Origin of the sequence: Sinorhizobium sp. P24N7 (assembly GCF_042436655.1) — a bacterium.
In the GTDB taxonomy this organism is placed as follows: Bacteria; Pseudomonadota; Alphaproteobacteria; order Rhizobiales; family Rhizobiaceae; genus Sinorhizobium; species Sinorhizobium meliloti_A.
The window spans coordinates 193,077-210,812 of the sequence record NZ_JBHMIW010000012.1; the positions used below are offsets into that span (position 1 = coordinate 193,077).

Below are 17,736 nucleotides of genomic sequence, written 5' to 3' on the forward strand. Positions count from 1 at the left end.
TTCCGAATCCCTATTGACATGTTTCGGAAAGTCCGCATAGTTCCGTAAACGTTTACGGTGGCTGAAACAAGCCGGAAACGCAGGTTTGCGGGAGGAGAATGGTGATTTTGCGCGCAGTTCTGTGCGGGTGCGGAGCTATGGCCAAAGGTTGGCTCAAGGCGATCGCCGCGGACCGCGAACTCCAGTCGGCAATCCGGATCGTCGGGCTTGTCGACGTGAACCCCGAAGCGGCTCGTGCGCTCGCGGTGGAGTTCGAGATCGAAGACGCCGTTATCGGTTCGGACCTCGATCGCGTGTTGACGGAAGCGGCACCCGACATCCTCTTCGACATTGTCGTACCGACGGCGCGCCGCGACGTGGTCGCCACCGCGCTCAGGCATGGCTGTCACGTGCTGAGCGAAAAGCCGATGGCGGCCTCGCTCGAAGCCGGCCGCGAGCTGATCGAACTCGCCAGGAATGCGGGCAGGATCCATGCAATCGTACAGAACCGCCGCTTCATCTCCGGCATACGCCGCATCCGCCGCTTTATCGAAAGCGGCGCGATCGGCGATCTGACGGGCATCCATTGCGACTTCTTCATCGGCGCGCATTTCGGTGGTTTTCGCGAAGAGATGGAGCATGTGCTGCTTCTCGACATGGCGATCCACACCTTCGATGCCGCCCGGTTCATCGCCGACAAGACGCCGCTCGCCGTATATTGCCACGAAGAAAACCCGCAGGGCTCCTGGTACGCGCACGGCGCGGCCGCCACCGCGATATTCGAGCTTTCCGACAATGTGACCTTCACCTATCGCGGTTCCTGGTGTGCCGAAGGGGCCAATACGAGCTGGGAAAGCGAGTGGCGGATCATCGGCACCAAGGGCACGCTGCTCTGGGATGGCGCCGAGGCGCTGAGCGCCAACCGTGTCGCCGGCAGCGAGGGTTTCTTCCGGCCACTCGTACCGGTCGAAGTTCCCGAACCAGCCGATCCGCTTGAGACGCACGGACATGCCAGCGTCATCGCCGATTTCGTCGCTGCGGTCCGATCCGGCACCAAGCCGGAGACAGCGGGCGACGACAATATCAACAGCCTTGCCATGGTCTTTGCGGCGATCGAAAGCGCCCGCACCCGGCAACGCGTGACAATCTGAAGTGAGGCATCTGATGAGCAATCCAGCCAAATCCATCCGCGTCGGCACCATGATCAGCGCCACAAAGGGCGAAGCCGCGAAGCGCATAGGCGAGATCGCCGATCTTGGGTTCGAAAGCTTCGAACCCTTCTTCTGGCAGACCACCAACGGCCAGGATCTTGCCGAGCTCGGCAAGCGCTGCCGTGAGGCGATCGGCGACCGCGACATCACGATCTCGACGCTCGGCATGTTCGGCAATCCGCTGGAGGAGACCGACATCGACCTCCAGAGCCTGCAGGGCTGGAAGGACTGCATCGACAACGCTCACCATTTCGGCGCGACATGCGTTGCCGGCTTTACCGGACGCATCCGCAACCGGCCGCTGACCGACAGCCTGCCGCGCTACCGCAAGGTCTGGCGCGAGCTCGCCCAGCGCGCCGCCGACAAGGGCGTAAAGATCGCCTTCGAGAACTGCGCCATGGACGGCAACTGGGCAACCGGCGACTGGAACATCGCTCACAATCCGGACGCCTGGGAACTCATCTTCAACGAGACGCCGGACGATAACATCGGCCTGGAGTGGGAGCCTTGCCACCAGATGGTCTATCTGATCGATCCGCTGCCGCAGATCCGCAAATGGGCGCACAAGATCTTCCATGTGCACGGCAAGGACGCGACGATCCGCTGGGACGTCATCCGCGAGCACGGCATCTTCGGCAAGGAGAAGTTCGTCTTCATGCGCACGCCCGGGTTCGGCGACAGCAACTGGACCGACATCATCTCGGAACTCCGGCTCGCCGGCTGGTCCGGTTCGATCGACATCGAAGGCTGGCATGACCCGGTATATCGCGATGCGCTGGAAATGACGGGCCAGGTGCACGCTCTGAATTATCTGAAAGGCTGCCGCGGCGGCGACTTCGTCGCCGATCCGGCCTGAGACATGCCCGACGGCCGGCACGGGGGGCGCCGGCTGCGGAAAAACCCGAAAGAGGAGGAGTCCATGGGTATCCGTAAATTTGCAATGCTGGGCGCATTCGCCCTTGCCAGTGTTTCCCTGCCGGCGTTTTCGGCAAGCGCCGAGGACGTCACGATCAGCGTCTGGTCGCTCGACCGGGACATCCAGCCGGCGCCTAACTTGATAAAGGATTTCAACAAGCTGAACACCGGAATTAAAGTGGAATATCGGCAAATCCAGTTCGACGACGTGGTCAGCGAAGCAATGCGAGCCTATTCGACGGGGCAGGCGCCGGACATCATCGCTGTCGACAATCCCGAACACGCGCTCTTTGCGTCCCGCGGTGCATTTCTCGATCTGAGCGAGATGATCGCGAAGTCCTCGGTCGTCAAGCCGGAGAACTACTTCAAGGGGCCTCTCGCCTCGGTGACCTGGGATGGCAAATATTACGGCATTCCAAAGGCCACCAACACGATCGCCCTTTACTACAACAAGGACATGTTCAAGGCGCGGGGCCTGGACCCGAACAAGCCCCCGCAAACGTGGGACGAGCTCGTCGAGGCGGCGCGCAAGCTGACCGACCCGGCTCAGAACGTCTACGGCATCACCTTCTCAGCCAAAGCCAACGAGGAGGGGACATTCCAGTTCCTGCCCTGGGCGCAGATGGCCGGTGGCGGTTACGACAACATCAACGCCGAGGGCGCGGTCAAGGCGCTCGACGTCTGGAAAACGATCATCGACGAGAAGCTCGCCTCGCCGGACACGCTGACGCGTAGCCAATGGGACGCCACCGGTACTTTCAATTCCGGCAACGCGGCCATGGCGATCTCCGGCCCCTGGGAAATCGATCGCATGCTCGAGGAAGCGAAGTTCGATTGGGGCGTAGCGCTGCTGCCCGTACCGGAAGTCGGCGCCGAACGCTCTTCGGCCATGGGCGATTTCAACTGGGCGGTCTTCGCAAATACCGAGCATCCGGAAGAAGCCTTCAAGGTTCTCGAATATTTCGTTTCTCAGGACGACCGGATGTTCAAGGACTTCGGACAGCTGCCGCCGCGCTCCGACATCGCTATTCCGGCGACCGGCGAACCGAAAAAGGACGCGGCACTCCAGGTCTTCGTGGAACAGCTGAAATATGCGAAGCCCCGCGGCCCCCATCCCGCGTGGCCGAAGATCTCCAAAGCCATTCAGGACGCCATCCAGGCGGCGCTTACCGGGCAGATGAGTTCCAAGGAAGCGCTCGACCAGGCGGCCGAGAAGATAAAGGCGGTTCTCGGCTGATTGTCGCGACGATCCGCCCAGGATTTTCTCCCGAGAGAGGCGATCCCCGGCTTCGGCCGGGGTCGCCGCTGCACAGGCCGCGCGAGACTCGGCCCAAGGGACAGGTGATCGCCAATGAAAAGAATTCTATCGAGCATAACGGATGGCAGGGGCTTCGATATCGGTCTTGTGAGCTTGCCGCTCGCATTCCTGTTCATCCTCTCCGGGCTGCCGCTTGTCTACAATGTCGTGATGAGCTTCCAGGAAGTCGACATGTTCAGCCTCGGCAGCTTTACGCGGCCGTTCGTGGGCTTCAAGAATTATATCGACCTTTTCGCTCAACCCGAAACCTGGCCCATTCTCCTCAACACGGCCATCTTCGTGACCGCCTCGATCGCGGGACAGTTCCTCATAGGCTTCGGTCTCGCGCTCTTCTTCTGGGTCAATTTCCCCGGTGCGTCGTGGCTGCGCGGCCTCTTCCTCGTCTCCTGGGTCATGCCGGGCCTCGTTGTCGGCGCCATCTGGAACTGGATTCTCTCCGGCGATTTCGGCGTTCTCAATTTTCTGCTGCGGGAAACAGGCGTGATTTCCGGCAACATCTTCTGGCGTTCGGACCCGAGCTATTCGCTCTGGGCCGTGATCATCGCCAATATCTGGCTCGGCACCTCATTCAACATGATCCTGCTATCGGTCGGCCTGTCAGGTATTCCGAAGGACCTCTACGAGGCGGCCGAGCTCGACGGTGCCAATGCGTTCCAGCGCTTCTGGACGATCACTCTGCCGATGATGCGCTCGACGATCGGTGCCATTGTCGCGCTGGGGCTCATCTTCACTTTGCAGCAGTTCGATCTCTTCGCCGCCATCACGTCCGGAGGACCGAACAACACGTCCAACGTCACGCAATACTGGGCCTGGGACCTTTCCTTCCGTCAGTATGATTTCGCCAAGGGCGCGACGATTTCGGTCATCATGATCGTCTTCGTGATGTTCGCCTCCGTCGTCTATGTCCGCTCGACGCGTCATGAGGTCAGAGGATGAGTGACACTTTCCGCAACCGGTTGATGCTGGCTGTCGCGCTCGTGCTCGCCGCCATCTATCTCTTCCCGCTCTACTGGATGTACATCACCGCCCTGAAGACCGGCTCGGCGATGTTTGCCACCCCGCCGAAATTCTGGCCGAGCGAGCCGCAATGGAGCATCTACGCCTTCGTCTGGGAGAGCCGCAACATGGCGCGGTATCTCTGGAATTCGCTCGTCATCGCTTTCGGCTCGGTGGCGCTGATCGCCGTGCTCGGCGTCGGCTGTGCCTATGTGCTCGCGCGCTATCGCAACGTCTGGGTGGACATCGGCCTGTTCCTCATCCTGATGCTGCAGGTGTTGCCCGCTTCCCTGATGGTGACGCCGATTTTCGTCGGCTTCTCGCAAGTGGGCCTCCTCGATACGCCGCGTCTTGCCGTGATCCTGGCGATCGCTGCCAAAAGCATGCCCTTCTTCGTGGTTCTCGTCCGCGCAACCTTCATGAGCGTGCCGATGGAGCTCGAAGAGGCAGCGCTCGTCGACGGCAATTCGCGCATCGGCGCCTTCTTCAACATCGTGCTGCCGCTCGCCCGCAACGGCATTCTCGTCAGCGCGATCCTGATCTTCATGCAGGCCTTCGGCGAATTCGTCTATTCGAAATCGATGATCCAGGCCGTCGAGCTGCAGCCCGCAAGCGTTGGCCTCAACACCTTCATGGGCCCGAACACCAATGAATGGAACAATATCATGGCCTATGCCACGATCTATGTGACGCCCATCCTTGCCGCTTTCATCCTCTTGCAGCGCCGCATCGTTTCCGGCCTCACTTCAGGAGCCCTCAAATGACCCTTCAGATCGAGCTCAACGGCGTCAACAAGTTCTACGGTTCCTACCACGCACTCAAGGACATCGATCTCGCGATAGAGGAGGGGACGTTCGTCGCCCTTGTCGGACCTTCCGGCTGCGGCAAGTCCACGCTCCTGCGGTCATTGGCCGGGCTCGAGAAGATCTCGGCCGGTGAGATGAAGATCGCGGGGGCGCGGATGAACGACGTTCCGCCGCGCAAGCGCGACGTCGCAATGGTCTTCCAGTCCTATGCGCTCTACCCCCATATGACGGTGGAGGAGAACCTGACCTACAGCCTGCGCATACGCGGCGTGAAAAAGGCCGACGCATTGAAGGCGGCGGCCGAGGTGGCGACGACCACCGGCCTTTCCCATCTCATGAAGCGCTATCCTCGCGAACTTTCGGGCGGGCAACGCCAGCGGGTCGCGATGAGCCGCGCCATCATCCGTCATCCCAAGGCATTCCTCTTCGACGAGCCCTTGTCCAATCTCGATGCCGCGCTGCGCGTGCATATGCGCAAGGAGATCCGGGCGCTGCATGACCGGCTGGGGGCGACCTCAGTCTATGTGACGCACGATCAGATCGAGGCAATGACCATGGCGGACCATGTCGTCGTCATGCGCGACGGCGTGATCGAGCAGCAGGGCCGCCCGCTCGATCTTTACGACAGGCCGGCCAACCGCTTCGTTGCCGGGTTCATCGGCTCGCCGGCGATGAACTTCATCCCCGCGGTCGTGCAGGACGACGGCGGCCACCTGGCTCTGGACCTCGGCGCAACAAAAGCGAGGCTCTCGCTCATCGACCCGGTATCGCCGGGGGCGTCGGTCACCGTCGGCATTCGGCCCGAACACATCCGCATCGTCGGCGCGGGGCAGGGTGCCTTCGACATTCCCGTCGGCGTCGTGGAGTCGACCGGCTCGGCCACCTACATAACTTCGGCGACCCAGCCGGAACTCATGGTCGTGGAGACCGGACGCTCCGCTGCATCGGGCGGGGAGCTTATCGGTCTGGCGATAGACCCGAAGCAATTGCATCTCTTCGATGCGGAAACGGGCAAGCGCCTCGAACCCAGAAGAGCGCAATTGGACGCCCAAATTACGCCTCGCGCCGCCCCTCATCCCGCTGCCGCGACCTTCGCCCCGTCTTGACGGGGAGAAGGGGCAAGCGGCTGCGTCACAATCCTCTCAGCGGGTCGCAAGTGAGGCGGAGGGTCCGCGAGTCCCCGCCCCGCCTGCGGGGAGAAGGTGGCCGGCAGGCCGGATGAGGGGCCATCGCGTCGCTAACTCTCCCGCCCCTTCAGATCCATGATCAACCGCTCCTGACCGACGCGGATCACATGCTCCATCGCGCTGCGTGCGCCTTCCTCGTCGCGGCGCCGGATTTCCTCGACGATGCGGATATGCGCGATCGCGACGCGGTCGATCTCCGTTTCATCGGCTGTCGGGCTGGTAAGCTGAAAAACGCCCATCAGCGCCGCCTCGATCAGGCTGCCGACCGTTCGCATGAACGGATTGAGCGAAGCCTCCAGGAGGCGGAGGTGAAATTCGAGATCGGCGAGCGCCAACGTGTGGGGGCTGTGGCCGGCATCGCCCATCGCGACGGCAAGCCGCATCATCCGGGCGATGTCCGCGTCGCTGGCACGGCGTGCTGCCAGTGCCGCCGCATAGGGTTCGAGGGCCAGCCGCACCTCGCTCACATGACGCAGGAAATCCTCGTCGACACCGGCACCGAAATGCCAGGTGAGCACATCGCTGTCGAAGAGGTTCCAGTGAGTCCGGGGCAGCACCCGGGTGCCGATGCGGGCGCGGGCGACGACAAGGCCTTTGGCGGCGAGCGTCTTCATCGCTTCGCGCAGCACGGTGCGCGATACGTTGAAGCGCGCAGCGAGATCGGTGTCGCCGGGTAGCGTGTCGCCGACGGAAAACTCGCCGCTGACCACCGCCTGGCCGAGTTCGTCGACGACGAGCCTGTGGCTCGTGCGTTTGCCCCGTTGGCTACCGAAGATTCCCGGCATGGCGCGCGGACCCCGCGGCTACGCCCGCTGCCGTTCGGGGCGCGACAGGTGGATGATCCCCTTCTGCAGCAGGATGAAGGCAAAGAGCAGGAGTCCGATCAGGATCTTCGTCCACCAGCTCGAAAGCGTGCCGTCGAACGTGATGTATGTCTGGATGAGACCCTGGATGAGGATGCCGACCAGCGTTCCGGCAACGAAGCCGGATCCGCCGGTGAGCAGCGTCCCGCCGATAACGACGGCGGTGATTGCGTCCAGCTCGACACCGACGGCCGCCAGCGAGTATCCGGCGGAGGTATAGAGTGAGAAGACGATCCCCGACAGGCCGGCCAGCAACCCGGACAGCGCGTAGATACGGATCGTGGTGGCAGCGACCGGAACGCCCATGAGCTTCGCCGTCGCCGTGCCGCCGCCGAGCGCGTAGATATTCGTGCCGAAGCGGGTGCGGTGGGCGATGAGAATGCCGACCGCGAAGACGAACAGCATCAGGCCGCCTATGAGGGTGATGCGCCCGCCGCCGGGCAACTTGAAATAGAGGCTCTTCAAGGTCGTGTAGAAGGGATGCTTGATCGGAATGGAGTCGATCGACAGTACGAAAGCCATGCCGCGGGCGAGAAACATGCCGGCGAGCGTAACGATGAATGCCGGCATTTCGAGATAATGGATGATCGCGCCCATCAGCGCTCCGAACAGCGTCGTGATGGCCAGCAGCAACGCGAAGGCGACGAGCGGATGCATGCCGCCTTGCTCCAGTACGACGGCCAGAAAGACACCGGCAAATGCGATCACAGCGCCGATCGACAGATCGATGCCGCCCGAAAGGATGACGAAGGTCATGCCGACGGCGGCGATGCCGAGGAAGGCATTATCGGTCAGAAGGTTTCCGATCACGCGGGTCGAAAGCATGTTCGGATACTGCGCGACGCAGAGCGCGTAACTTAAGACAAAGATCAAGATCGTTGCCGTAAGTGGAAGATATTTCTGCTTCATTTCGCTTCTCGCTCGGTCGGCTTGCCGGCTGCCTTCGGGATACTCAGAAACGAGACCCCCGTGCGGAAGCGCGGTGACTGGAGCACCAGGATGAAGATGATGATCGCTGCCTTGATGATGAGGTTGAACTCGGGCGGGAAGCCGGACAGGAGAATGCCGGTATTGATCGCCTGGATGATGACGGCGCCCAGCACAGACGCCGCAATGCTGAAGCGGCCGCCGAGCAGCGACGTGCCGCCGACGACCACCGCAAGGATGGCGTCGAGTTCCAGCCAGAGCCCGGCATTGTTGGCATCGGCACCGCGGATGTCGGCGGCGGCGATGATGCCGGCGATCGCGGCGCAAAGGCCCGAGAGCACGTAAGCGGCCACCAGGAGGACGGGCGTGAGCACGCCCGAGAGCGTGCTTGCCTGGCGGTTGATGCCGATCGCCTCGACAAGCATGCCGAGTGCCGTCCGTCGAACGAGGAGCGCAACGAGCAGGCCGAAAACCAGCCAGATGACGATCGGCATGGGCAGACCCGCAAAGGAACCGCTACCGATGAAGATCAGGCCGGGGTGGTTGAAAGTGAGAATAGTCCCCTCGGTGATGAGTTGGGCTATACCGCGCCCAGCCACCATCAACACGAGTGTCGCGATGATCGGTTGGATGTCGAGGAAGGCGACCAGAACCCCGTTCCAGATGCCGCAGATGATGCCTACCGCGAGCGTCGCGAGCAGGGTCTCTGCAAGCGAATGCCCGGACGTGATCAGCGAGGCGGCAACCGCGCCGCAGATCGCCATCACAGCGCCGACGGAAAGATCGATCCCCTTGGTGGCGATGACCACGGTCATTCCGATCGCCAGAAGAACGACGGGCGCGCCGCGGTTGAGGATGTCGATCATGCTTCCATACAGCCGGCCATTTTGGATCTGCAGGTTTAGAAAACCGGGAAAGACAATTGAAATCGCTATGACAATTGCCGTCAATGCGATGAGCTGCGGCAGCAGGCGGCCGGCATAGGTCCGCATGATCGGAATCAAGACGCTTCCCTCCCGTTGGTCGCGGCGATCGCTTCGACGATCCGATGTGCGGTCAATTGAGCGCCATCGAGTTCGGCGACGTGGGCGTGGTCGCGAAGGACGACCACCCGCGTGCTGTAGGCGACGAGTTCTTCTATTTCCGAGGAGATGACGATGAGCGACATGCCCTTCTCGCGCAGGCTTTCGATGAGCCTGATGATTTCCGCATGCGCCCCGACGTCGATGCCACGCGTCGGCTCGTCGAGGATGAGCAGTTCCGGTTCGGTCGCGAGCCAGCGCGCCAGAATGGCCTTTTGCTGATTGCCGCCGGAAAGCAGCCTGATCGGTTTCTCGCGATCCGCGGTGCGGATATCGAGTGCCCGGATGTAGTGGTCCGCGAGACGATTCTGCTCCGCGCGCGGGATCGGGCGGGTCCAGCCGCGCCTTGCCTGAAGGGCGAGCACGATGTTCTCGCGCACGGACAGATCGCCGACGATGCCCGCGGTCTTGCGGTCCTCCGGGCAGAAGCCGAACTTCTGCCGGATTGCGGCACGCGGCGAGGAAAGATCGACCGTCCGGCCTTCGATCTCGGCGGTACCGCTATCGGCACGGTGGGCGCCGAAGAGGATTTCTGCGGTTTCCGTCCGCCCCGAGCCGAGCAGGCCCGCCATGCCGACGACTTCGCCGGCGCGGACATCGAGATCGAAGGGGTCGATCTTTCCGCGGCGGCCAAAGTTTCGAAAGCGGTAGCGTGGCTCACCCGCGACCGCGTCGGAATGGGCGGAATGGATCTCCGTCGCCAGTTCCCGACCGATCATCATTGCGATCAGCTCGCGCCGATCGAGATCGGCCGCATTGCGCGTGCCGACCAACTGCCCGTTCCGCAGAACGGTGATGCGATCGGAGATGGCGTAGACCTGCTCGAGGAAGTGGGTGATGAAGATGATGCCGAGCCCGCGTCCCTTGAGGCGCCGTACGATGCGGAAGAGCATCTCCACCTCGTGTGCGTCGAGGCTCGCGGTCGGCTCGTCCAGGATCAGAACCTTGCCGGAAAGATCCACGGCCCGGGCGATGGCCACGACCTGCTGTATCGCTACGGAATAGCTCGCAAGATCACGGGTGACGTCGATGTCCAGTTCGTATTCCGCGAGCAGTTCCCGCGCCTTGCGGTTCATGGTGCGCGTGTCCACCATGCCGAAGCGGCGGGGCTGCCGTCCGAGAAAGAGGTTCTCGGCAACAGTGAGGTTCCCCAGCAGGTTGACCTCCTGGTAAACGGTCCCGATGCCCAGCCTCTGGGCATCGAACGTGTCGCGCGGGTCGGCCTCGGTTCCGTCGAGCAGCATGCTGCCGCCATCCCGGCGATAGGCGCCGGTCAGGCATTTGATGAGCGTCGACTTGCCGGCGCCGTTCTCCCCGAGGAGCGCGTGAACCTCGCCGCGCCGCAGATGAAAATCCACCTTGTCCAGCGCCTTCGTGCCGGGAAAGCCCTTTTCGATCCTTGTGGCCGAAAGGATATTGTCGCTGCTGGTCTGCATGGCTGCCGTCTCTGGAATGCCGCCTGACGAACGAGCGGGCGTCCGTTCGATGGGAATGGCCCGCGGCGGCTGCCGCGGGTTCTAGCTCAGTGCGCTCGGCCCGATAATCGGTGCCGATTTTTCGGGCCGAGCACTGGCGGGATCAGTAGCCGAGGCCCTTCTTTTCTTCGTAGACCTTCATCGGATCATCGGCCTGCGTGTAGAGCTTCGATTCCGTCTGGATCCATTTCGGAGGCTCTTTGCCGTCCTTGAGGAAGGCGGCAAGCGCGTCGAAGGCGGGGCCTGCCATGTTCGGCGTGAGCTCGACCGTCGCATTGGCTTCGCCGGCAGCCATCGCCTGGAAGATATCCGGAACAGCGTCGATCGAGACGACGAGGATGTCCTTGCCGGGCTTCAGACCGGCTTCCTTGATCGCCTGAATCGCGCCCACCGCCATGTCGTCGTTATGGGCGTAGAGCGCACAGATGTTCTTGCCACCGTCCTCGGCCTTCAGGAAGCTTTCCATCACTTCCTTGCCCTTGGTCCGGGTGAAGTCGCCGGTCTGGCTGCGGACAATCTTCAGGTTGTCGTTGCCGGAAAGCGCCTGCTCGAATCCCTTCTTGCGGTCGATCGCCGGCGAGGAGCCGGTGGTGCCCTGAAGTTCGACGACGTTGCACGGCTTGCCCGCGACGGTATCGACAAGCCATTTGCCGGCCACGCTGCCTTCGTGGACGAGATCGGAGGTGACCGCCGTCAGGTAGAGATCGTCGGAGGCGTCGACGGTCCGATCGAGCAGGATGACCGGGATCTCCGCGTCCTTGGCCTCCGCCAGGACTTCATCCCAGCCGGTGGCGACGACCGGAGCGAGAAGGATGGCATTCACCCCTTGCGCGATGAAAGAACGGATCGCCTTGATCTGGTTTTCCTGCTTCTGCTGCGCGTCGGCGAATTTGAGGTCGATGCCGCGCTCTTCCGCCTGCTGCTTCGTCAGCGTCGTTTCGGCTGCACGCCAGCCGGATTCCGATCCGATCTGAGAAAAGCCGACGACCAGTTCGGCGGCCGAAGCGCTGCCGAAAGTGCAGGCAGCAAGGATCGTTGCACTCGCAAGTGCCTTCACGATTTTCATGATTTCCTCCCAAAGAAAGCTGCTCTTCCATGCAGCTGATCGAGAAAAAATCATACTATATTACTTTTGTAAACTCACTTTTGCTGACGACGGGACGCGTCGGTGGATTCGCCCACAGATCGTGCAGTGCGCGAGACCGGAAGAGCATGCCGGCGCGCGGTCAAAGGACCGCTAACGTGCGGTTCGGAATGGTCCCGCGGTAGAGTTCGTGGATTCGCAGTTTGTTTTCCAGCGCGATGATGATCTCTTCGCTGAAGTCCACACCGCAGAGCGCTGCAATCTCGGGAAGACCGCCCGGCGTGAAGACATTGGCTTCCAGCACCTTGTCACCGACTATATCGAGCCCGACCAGGAACATGCCGTCTTCGATGAGCTTGGGGCGAAGCCGTTCCGCGATCTCGAGGATCTGAGGCGTAACGGTCGCGGCTTCCGGCTTGCCGCTCACATGCATGTTCGAGCGGACGTCGCCCTCGGCAGGAACGCGCCGGAAGGCGGCGTAGACGCCGTCGCGCTCGAGCGGCCTGCCATTCAACAGGAACAGACGAATGTCGCCGGCGACCGCGTCGGGAATGTAGTTCTGCGCGATCAGGTAGCCGCCGCCGCTGGCGACCTCGAAGATCTGGTTGAGATTGGCTTCGTCCTTGGAGTTGATCTTGAAGACGTTCTTGCCGCCGGAGCCTTGCAAGGGTTTCAGGATAGCCCCGCCCGGGTGATCCTCGATGAAGCTGCGGATTTCCTCGATGCTTCTCGAGATCAGGCTGGTTGGCCGGATGATCTCGGGGAATTCCTGAAAATAGAGCTTGTTCTGCGCGAGCGACAACCCGTCCGGGTCGTTTACGACCAGAATGCCGCGCGCGGCGGCGAGCCGCCCGAAATTCGTGCCGACATAGACTGCCCAGGGCCGCGTGTCCGCGTCTTCGGAAGGGTCGTTCCGCAGGAAAAGCACCTGAACCTCACGCAAATCGAGCGTGGTGATCTGCGCCTGCTCTCCCTTGAGCGCTGTGAGCAGCGTCTCCGGCTTCTTCGGCTTCGTGCCTTTCAGCGTCGTTGCGCGGATCAGGAGGCTGTCGTCGGGGCGCAGCACGAAATCGCCCGGCGTGACGTAGCAGACCTCGTGACCGCGTGCGAGCGCCGCGAGCGCCAGCCATGTCGTCGTGTAATAGGGGGCTTCGCCTTCGATGGAGTTGACGAAAAAAGCGATGCGCATGTGAGCCGCTCCTATTGCCGCAGCATATCGAGTGGAGCCATCCGCTCGCGCGCTCTGGCAAGCCGCGACGGCGCTTCCGGACCATCCAGAAACATGGGTCGAACCGAAGGACCGCCGAGCAGACCACGGGCATGAAGTTCCTGCATGACGGCAAAATGGGAGGCGGCGATCTTGCCCATCCAGAAGGGCTCAAGCGCGCCCCCGGCTGCGAGATGATCGAGGAGTTCCAGAAGGCCCCGCAGGTAGATCGCGTCCTTGACGAGGCCACCGCCGCGATATACCCGCAGAACGACGTTGAAGGCGTCCGCCCTCTGGAATCCGTGTTCCTTGACGAGCAGGCGGTACACCTCCGGCAAGGACGCGCCATCGATCATCGCGGCGCAGGCGAGCACACGGGCGGCGAGAAGACGCAGCCGCTCGCCGGTCATTCCCCCCGAAAGATATTCCGCGAAGACCGCAAGGCCCTCCTGCATTCCTTCATACCCGGCAAGACCGGAGCGAAACAGGCGAAGCCCCTGCGCCGATCCATTGAAATAGGTCAGGAGGTGAACGCCGATTTCGTGGCTGAGGATCGGATCGACACGACCGGGCTCCATGACCGTGCTGCGCGCGATCAAAAGCCGCCTTCCCGAAACCAGCAACCCGGCGGGAAGATCGTCCCGCACCTCCACGAGCGCTTCGAAGCCCGCATACTGCCGGGCATATGCGGCGATCATCTCGCCCGCCCGCATTTCGACGAAACGGCTGTCGGCACCGCGTTCGGCGGGTGCTTGCGGGTGCGCGGCGATTTTCCGGGTGCGGGCGAGGATCTCTTCGGCCGCGCGCAGGAGGTCCGGCTCGACCGGACCGTACAGTGCACGGCCGAACTCGATGAACTTCTTCGTTTCACGGGCGGAGAGCATCGTCAGCTGCAGATCGACTTCCTGCTGCTTTTCACGGTAGAGTTGATAGAGCACCGGGTCTTCGAGGTGATCGAAGGGGATCGAGAACAGCGTCTTCTTTGCGGCTTCGATCTCGATGATCAAAGGCCGGTAGAGGAAACGCGGCGCGCGCGCGAAATCGCTCGCCGCGAATTCGCTCCAGGCGGCTTCCGCGTTTATCGGCGTGACGGCGAGAAGAAAATCGAAGCTCGAGGCGACTTCGTCGACGCTGCGGTCGGTGCGCTCCACGGCATCGATGAATGCCTTTCTGCCGAGGGCGCGATGGGTCGGGAATTCGAGGCTGCGCGTCGACCGGGCGAAGGCGGCGAACGCGTGCAGGGCGGCATCGAAGATGCTCGCGATCAGCCGCTCGCGCACTTCCGGGAAGATGCGGCCGGAATTGCGCTGCCGGTAGACCGGAGCGAAACGAACCCGCATCGAGGGGAATGGCAGCTCGAGCGTCTCTCCCTCCAGTGCGGAATCCTGCGGCTGCTCACGGAGCTCGACCCGCGGCGTTCGGAACTTCGCGGGGATCGCTTCGACGGCTTCGACGAAGGCCATTGCTGCGGCTCGGATATCTCCCTCGGCGCCCGCCATCACTTCGACCTTGAAGGGCGGCAGCAAAGGCGCATGGTCGGTCAGGAGCTCATCCTGCGCGAGTTCGTCCATTTCGAGCACCATGAAGGCGCCGAAGCGACGCTCGAGCAGTTTTCCGATTGCGGCAACGATAGGTTTCGCCGTGGCAGCATCCGGCGCGAGCAGGTGGGAGGCGTTCGCGCGGACCACTTCGCGCGCAACGGGTGCCTCGTCGCTGCCGGCCAAGTGCACGCAGAGAAAGGGCAGGGCGCGGTCGATGTGGAGGCGTCCGCCGCCTTCGAACTCCTTGCGCACGGCCCTGCCTGCCTCGATTGCGGCCAGCGCCTCCGCCAGCCAATCGGGAGGATCGACCCCCGCCTCGATGGGTATGCGCGCAAGCTTCATCGACCCTGCTCCAAAGCGTCGTTGAGTGCCGGCAGCGTCGAGGCGAGCAATCTTCTGAGCGCTGCGAGCACTTCGGGGCGCGGCTCGCCCGTCCATTCCTCCATGAAGACCTTCTTGAATTCGACCGCGATGGCACAGCCCGTGTCGGGGAAGTGCTCATGGATGAAGCGCGTCTGTTCGCCCCGCCCCTGAAAGGCGATGTTTTCGCGCACGTCCAGTGGTCGGCCGGGAAAATCGAAGGAGCGAAGCGCCGCCATGAAGCTGTCGACCACGTGCGCCCATTTTCGGCGGTCCATCGAGATTGTGCCGATATTGATGTCCGGCGCATCGGTCGAAAGCGTCGGCTCCGCTTCCGGTCCGGCACGGCGATGATTGTAGCTGTGAACGTCGATGACGACAAAGCGTCCGTGGCAACGTTCGATACCGGCCAGGAACGATGTCAGCATCGCATAATACTCGTCGTGCATGGAAAGGGATGCATCGACGAGGGCCTGCGGCGGTTCTTCCGCCCACACGTCCAGGCCCCAGGCCTGTTCCGGCCGCAGGTAGACTGCGCCGCCGCGGGGACGATTGATGTCCACCTCGAACCGCGAACGATGGACGATGATCCGATTGGCGAAGTCGCGGATCAGGAATTCGGTGAAGGGATCCTCCTCCCGCAGACGTTCTTCTTCGGAAATCGCGAACATGCGCCGCACCGCGGCACGCGTGGCATGGCCGTCGTGAATGGCGGTCGCGACGACGGGCGTATCGCCACGGTGCTGGGTCCACCAGGCGGATGTGGCGGATGGCGTCAGATCCAGCAACTGTTCAGAGGCAAGATTCATGTCCGTCGCTTCCGCGGGCGCGTTCACGGATTAAAATTCCGGATCGCGATTTCGGTTCCAGGCGCCTCAGGCACGATTGATCGTCGGAAGGAGGAGTTCCACTTCGCGCTGCATCTGCGGCGACAGCGTCTCGATGTTCGTCCTCCAGAAGTCTTCCGCCTCCTTGGGCTCGTTCTCCCAATTCCTGACCGATGTCTGGTTATCGTCGATGACCACCCGGCGATGGCCGCCGAGACGCAGGTACTCGGTCGCAAGTTTACGCGCGTTCGTCAGTTCCATGGCTCTACTCCAGGTCTTGAGTTTCGCGACGCCAGCCGGCTGCCACATATGCGAAAACGCTCCGGGCTTCTGGACGTTCCCGGTCCATTGCGACTTTGATCCTGCTCCCGATTCTACCGGTCCGGAGGCAAAATCCGGTTTGACGCCAACGACTAAGCCATCAGTCTCATGACGTCAGAAGCCGGTAGGCCAGATAGGCGACGGCGAAACTTGCAGCAAAGCCGAGCGCCACGAGGAACCCGTTTCGGAGCAACAGGAGCGAGCCCTTCATGAACGGATAACGCCTGACGCGATGGCATCCTTCGCGTCAGGCGTCTTTCGTCAAAGGCGCCGCAGAAAAATCTTATCTGTCGTCCGATGCGTTCCTCATGCCGCCTCGAGGCCGACTTTCTTGGGCTCGCCTTGCGGGGTGGGGGCGGTCTGCCTCAGGACACCCGGAAGGTTCTGGTAAATGTCGAGATAATCGCGTGTCATCCGTTCGGTAGTGAACCGTCTCTCGAAGCTTTCGCGAACCTTACGCCTGTCGAGTTCCAGCACCCGTTCGAGGCTTTCGATCGCTTCGTCGACCGTGTCGACCAGGATCCCCGACACACCGTCGTCGATCACCTCCGGCGCCGAGCCATAGCGGAAGGCAAGCACCGGAGTGCCGCAGGCCATCGCCTCGATCATCACGAGGCCGAACGGTTCCGGCCAGTTTATCGGAAAAAGGAGTGCTGCCGCATTGCCGAGGAAGTCCGCCTTCTGGTTTTCGTCTATCTCGCCGATGTATTCGACGTTGGAATGGCTTGCGACGAGAGGTTCGACGACTGCTTCCCAATAGGCGCGATCCTGGGCGTCGATCTTCGCAGCGATCTTCAGAGGCATGCCGGTCCGTGCGGCGATTTCGATCGCGCGGTCGGGACCCTTCTCCGGTGCAATGCGCCCGAGGAATGCCAGATACGCGTCAGATCGTCTTTCCCGCAGCGCCAACACCGTCGGGTCCAGTCCATGCAGCACAGTGCCCCTCCAGTTGACCGGCGGCATCGGCGCTCGCTGGTGCTGCGAGATCGAAACCAGGGGGATATCGGGGAAGGCGAGATAGAAGGGTTGCAGATCGGGCAGATCGAGGCGTGTATGAAGTGTCGTCACCGTCCTGTCGGCGAAATCTCTGATCAGGGGGAAATGCAGGAATTCGATATGGAAATGCAGAACGTCGAACTGAGGCGCGCGGCGGCGGACCTCTTCCAGCATTGCGATGTGATGGGGAAGGAAATCTTGAACTTTCGCATTGAGCCTGAGCGCGACATCGCAACAGGGCACCAGCTCGGCACTTGTAAGCGAATCGCCGCTGGCAAAAAGGGTCACGTCATGGCCCAGCCTTACGAGTTCTTCGGTCAGGCAATGGACGATTCGCTCCGTGCCTCCGTAAAGCTTCGGCGGGACGCGTTCTGCAAGGGGTGCGATCTGCGCAATTTTCATCGCTCAACTCCTGATATCGAGGGGCGTCGGCAGGACGTACCTCGGCGATAAAAAGGATGTTCTCACCCCTGCACAATTGTCGGAGAGCCGCTCTTGTTCCGGAGTGCCGGCTGTGTTTGCAGAGTTGGACCGCGCGCACGCACCTGCGGCTGCATGGCCGTCCGCCTTACAGCCGCAGGGAAGCTGTGCGCGCCACTTCTGGTAGCGATGGCGTGACGATAATAACCAGGGGTTTTATG

The 17,736-nt window shown here is 62.2% G+C and carries 16 protein-coding genes; 6 read left to right on the forward strand and 10 right to left on the reverse strand.

The features are described from left to right. Positions 1-98 precede the first annotated feature (98 nt). From ACFHWW_RS21725 to ACFHWW_RS21750, 6 genes are all read left to right on the forward strand, one after another. The gene (locus tag ACFHWW_RS21725) at positions 99-1,130 is read left to right on the forward strand and encodes a Gfo/Idh/MocA family oxidoreductase (protein ID WP_324763741.1); all 1,032 of its coding nucleotides are present in this window, start codon (positions 99-101) and stop codon (positions 1,128-1,130) included. 13 nt (positions 1,131-1,143) lie between these two features. After that, positions 1,144-2,046, forward strand: a complete 903-nt coding sequence (locus tag ACFHWW_RS21730; protein WP_100670336.1) for a sugar phosphate isomerase/epimerase — start codon at positions 1,144-1,146, stop codon at positions 2,044-2,046. 63 nt (positions 2,047-2,109) lie between these two features. After that, on the forward strand, positions 2,110-3,342 hold the full coding sequence (locus ACFHWW_RS21735) for a sugar ABC transporter substrate-binding protein (RefSeq protein WP_324763740.1): 1,233 nt from the start codon (positions 2,110-2,112) through the stop codon (positions 3,340-3,342). Positions 3,343-3,456: 114 nt separating this feature from the next. After that, the gene (locus ACFHWW_RS21740) at positions 3,457-4,359 is read left to right on the forward strand and encodes a sugar ABC transporter permease (protein WP_324763739.1); all 903 of its coding nucleotides are present in this window, start codon (positions 3,457-3,459) and stop codon (positions 4,357-4,359) included. Beyond that, positions 4,356-5,183, forward strand: a complete 828-nt coding sequence (locus tag ACFHWW_RS21745) for a carbohydrate ABC transporter permease (protein WP_004434577.1) — start codon at positions 4,356-4,358, stop codon at positions 5,181-5,183. The genes ACFHWW_RS21740 and ACFHWW_RS21745 overlap by 4 nt, the downstream gene beginning before the upstream one ends. Next, on the forward strand, positions 5,180-6,331 hold the full coding sequence (locus ACFHWW_RS21750) for an ABC transporter ATP-binding protein (RefSeq protein WP_379940760.1): 1,152 nt from the start codon (positions 5,180-5,182) through the stop codon (positions 6,329-6,331). The genes ACFHWW_RS21745 and ACFHWW_RS21750 overlap by 4 nt, the downstream gene beginning before the upstream one ends. Positions 6,332-6,462: 131 nt before the next feature. Here the strand turns inward: ACFHWW_RS21750 and ACFHWW_RS21755 are convergent, their stop codons facing one another. The 10 genes from ACFHWW_RS21755 to ACFHWW_RS21800 all read right to left on the reverse strand — a co-directional run bounded on the left by ACFHWW_RS21755 (position 6,463) and on the right by ACFHWW_RS21800 (position 17,497). Next, the gene (locus ACFHWW_RS21755; protein WP_018099140.1) at positions 6,463-7,197 is read right to left on the reverse strand and encodes a FadR/GntR family transcriptional regulator; all 735 of its coding nucleotides are present in this window, start codon (positions 7,195-7,197) and stop codon (positions 6,463-6,465) included. An 18-nt stretch (positions 7,198-7,215) separates the two neighbouring features. Then, a complete protein-coding gene (gene yjfF / locus ACFHWW_RS21760) occupies positions 7,216-8,184 on the reverse strand; it encodes a galactofuranose ABC transporter, permease protein YjfF (RefSeq protein WP_018099141.1) in 969 nt (322 codons plus the stop codon). After that, entirely contained in the window at positions 8,181-9,194 is a 1,014-nt protein-coding gene (locus ACFHWW_RS21765; protein ID WP_033047861.1) for an ABC transporter permease, read from the reverse strand. Before ACFHWW_RS21765 ends, yjfF begins: the two co-directional genes overlap by 4 nt. Before the next feature lie 8 nt (positions 9,195-9,202). Further along, positions 9,203-10,720 (reverse strand): galactofuranose ABC transporter, ATP-binding protein YtfR, encoded by a 1,518-nt coding sequence (gene ytfR / locus ACFHWW_RS21770; protein ID WP_018099143.1) that lies wholly within the window; start codon positions 10,718-10,720, stop codon positions 9,203-9,205. A 142-nt stretch (positions 10,721-10,862) separates the two neighbouring features. After that, positions 10,863-11,825: a galactofuranose ABC transporter, galactofuranose-binding protein YtfQ gene (gene ytfQ / locus ACFHWW_RS21775; protein ID WP_004434596.1), complete on the reverse strand. Its 963-nt coding sequence runs from the start codon at positions 11,823-11,825 to the stop codon at positions 10,863-10,865. Between the two features lie 160 nt (positions 11,826-11,985). Beyond that, the gene (locus tag ACFHWW_RS21780; protein ID WP_275599086.1) at positions 11,986-13,032 is read right to left on the reverse strand and encodes a glutathione synthase; all 1,047 of its coding nucleotides are present in this window, start codon (positions 13,030-13,032) and stop codon (positions 11,986-11,988) included. Between the two features lie 11 nt (positions 13,033-13,043). Continuing rightward, on the reverse strand, positions 13,044-14,933 hold the full coding sequence (locus ACFHWW_RS21785; protein ID WP_379940763.1) for a flavohemoglobin expression-modulating QEGLA motif protein: 1,890 nt from the start codon (positions 14,931-14,933) through the stop codon (positions 13,044-13,046). After that, a complete protein-coding gene (locus ACFHWW_RS21790) occupies positions 14,930-15,787 on the reverse strand; it encodes an N-formylglutamate amidohydrolase (protein WP_324763735.1) in 858 nt (285 codons plus the stop codon). Before ACFHWW_RS21790 ends, ACFHWW_RS21785 begins: the two co-directional genes overlap by 4 nt. 39 nt (positions 15,788-15,826) lie before the next feature. Then, complete coding sequence (locus tag ACFHWW_RS21795; RefSeq protein ID WP_018099148.1) at positions 15,827-16,039, reverse strand: hypothetical protein; 213 nt, start codon at positions 16,037-16,039, stop codon at positions 15,827-15,829. Between the two features lie 366 nt (positions 16,040-16,405). Then, positions 16,406-17,497, reverse strand: a complete 1,092-nt coding sequence (locus ACFHWW_RS21800) for a glycosyltransferase family 4 protein (protein ID WP_018099150.1) — start codon at positions 17,495-17,497, stop codon at positions 16,406-16,408. Positions 17,498-17,736 lie beyond the last annotated feature (239 nt).